The 2,563-nt window shown below is 44.1% G+C and carries 2 protein-coding genes; both read right to left on the bottom strand.

All coding sequences use genetic code 11. The features are described 5' to 3' along the window. The coding region (locus V7D75_RS08550; RefSeq protein WP_333614223.1) for an MFS transporter at window positions 1-855 on the bottom strand (855 nt) is incomplete at its 3' end. A 91-nt stretch (window positions 856-946) separates the two neighbouring features. After that, window positions 947-2,563 (bottom strand): phospholipase D family protein (locus V7D75_RS08545; protein ID WP_333614222.1); only part of this gene is annotated, 1,617 nt, incomplete at its 5' end.

The raw sequence follows: 2,563 nt of genomic DNA, 5'->3' as shown, positions 1-2,563 counted from the left end.
TGAAAAGCCAAATAAATCATTATCCAAAGTAAAACGCAGCTCAATTAAATCGGGTAGGAGCAGAATGATAACGGTGGTGATACTGGCTATGATAAAGGCGAGCAGCAAACCGATAAAGATAGAATGCTTACAATGCTTAAAGAGCAGGATAAAGGGTTTGGCAATATAATCACGCGGCTTTGCGGCTTTCATGGCGATAAAAAATGGCGATTCATCTATCAAGCGACATGCCAATAAAGGCAGCACGCTTAGGATGGCCGCCATAAAAAACGGTATCCGCCAGCCATAAGCAGCCAGTTGCTCTGTGGTCATGGAGTTGGTTAGCCAAAGAAAAAAGGCGTTGGAAAATAGTACACCGACAAAAAAGCTTGCCGTCACATAACTACAAGCGACTGACAAATATTGGCGCGGCACATGCTCTGACACAAAAACCCAAGCCAGTGGTACAAAAAGCCCAAACGCCATCCCTTGTATTAGGCGTAAAATAATGAATAAAGCAGGCGCAGCCATACCCCATTGGGCATAGGTTGGCAAGCAGGCCATCGCCAGCAAGCTTGCAGCGGTCACCAAAATACTCATTAATAATATCGGTTTTCGTCCACTAATATCACCAAAGCGCCCAAAGATAACCCCGCCAAACGGACGTGCCAAATATCCAATCGCAAATAGCCCAAGCCCTTGTATTTTCGCCATTGCCGCACTGGTATTAGCAGGAAAAAAGGCAGCGGCGATGATATCGGCAAGATATAAATAAATCAAAAAATCAAAAAACGCGACTGCGCTACTAAAGCAAATAAACAGTACAGCATTTCTATCTTTAGAAGACATCAGAGCATATTGAGAACGAGAAGGCATAATAGATCACGCATCCACTTAAAGAGGGGTTTATTAAAATGGGTAAATAAAGCGTATGAAATAACAGTCGTGCGATAAAAGTATTGGCTATCTATAACAACCAATCAATCGGTAGCCACGACATAATGGCCAACCAAATATGATCACTAATATCGACGCGTGGCTCTGAATCGTAAACGACCTTTTCACCAGCTTCTACGGTATGCCATTGCAAACTGCCATTTTCTAACAACTTAACTTCATAGGCTTGACCCAATAATTCATCGCTGAGCGCGCTATGCAATTGTTTTGCCAGCTCTTCATCATTGATAATGACGCCCATCTCAGTATTGATGTTGGCGGAACGTGGATCGACGTTATATGAGCCGATAAATACTTGGTAGTCGTCAACGGCAAAAGTCTTGGCATGCAGGCTGGTAGACGATTGACTGCGCGCCTTCCAAAGCTTGTTTTCGCGTTTTTCTTCAGAAGCGGTTGATTTTAGCTCGTAGATTTTTACTCCAGCTCGCAATAAGCTTGGGCGCCATTGACTGTAGCCAGAGTGCACAGCGGTCACATCGGTGGCATCAAAAGAATTGGTCAAAATCTTGATATCAATTCCCGCTTCTGCCAGCTCGACCAGCGTATTGACCCCATCTTTGGTTGGGACAAAATAGGATGAAATAATCGTCAGACGTTTGGTCGGACTGCCCAATAAGGTACGCAGCTGATGCACCAGATTGGTATCGGCTGGGACAGTCTTGGTCAATTTGCCGACGTCATCGCTTAAAAACTGCATGTCAGTCCAGCGAAAGGGCACGCGCTTATTAATTAGGTCACTATCAATAGAGGAATCTTCGATAGCCGTTTTATAGACGTCTAAGCTGCTCTTACTGTTGTTTTTTTCATCGGCTCTTAGTTTGTCCAAACCTTCCAAAAAATCCGTGGTTTCACCTTTATCAAGGGTGGCAAGGGTTTGGATATCAAATGAAATTGGCGCTGACCAGTAACTGGCAAAGCTATTGTCAATGTCAGCGACTACTTTACCGATGAGCAAAACGTCTAAATCGGCAAATTGGCTGTTTTTATCATTACTTAGGTATTCATCACCAATATTACGCCCACCAATAATGGTGATTTGCTTATCAAAGGTCATGCTTTTATTGTGCATGCGCCGATTGATGCGCGGTAGACCTGTCACGAAGTTTAAAGTTTGAAATTTGCGGTACATCAATGGGTTGATAATACGTACGGCGATATTTGGGTGGCTGGCAAAACGTAATAAATGCTGATCAAATTTGGCACTATTATTAAAATCATCCAACAACAAACGAACGATGACGCCGCGCTCGGCCGCGTCCCATAAGTCCTTTAGCATCAGCTGTCCGGCTTGGTCATCGTGCCAAATATAATATTGGGCGTCGATATTACGCGTGGCCATGCTGGTCAAAATACTGCGTGAAGCAAAAGCGTTGGCACCTGTCACAATCGGATGATAACCCGATAAATCAGGGTGAATCTCGTTTTGTTCACTGATAGCGGCGACTAAATCAGTGCTATCTGTTTTTGTATTGGTAGTTTGGCTGTTTTGTTGGCCGTCTTTTTGCTTGCTATTTTGCTCGCGACCCTCTTGTTGATATAAAGCGTCGATACGCGCGGATAAAGCTTGGCTTTCAGGCAAATGCGGCTGCTTTGGCAAACTCTGACATCCACTAAGACCTAAGGTAAG

It is taken from the genome of Psychrobacter sp. (assembly GCF_036731945.1).
In the GTDB taxonomy this organism is placed as follows: domain Bacteria; phylum Pseudomonadota; class Gammaproteobacteria; order Pseudomonadales; family Moraxellaceae; genus Psychrobacter.
This window is presented reverse-complemented; position numbering and strand designations above follow the sequence as displayed.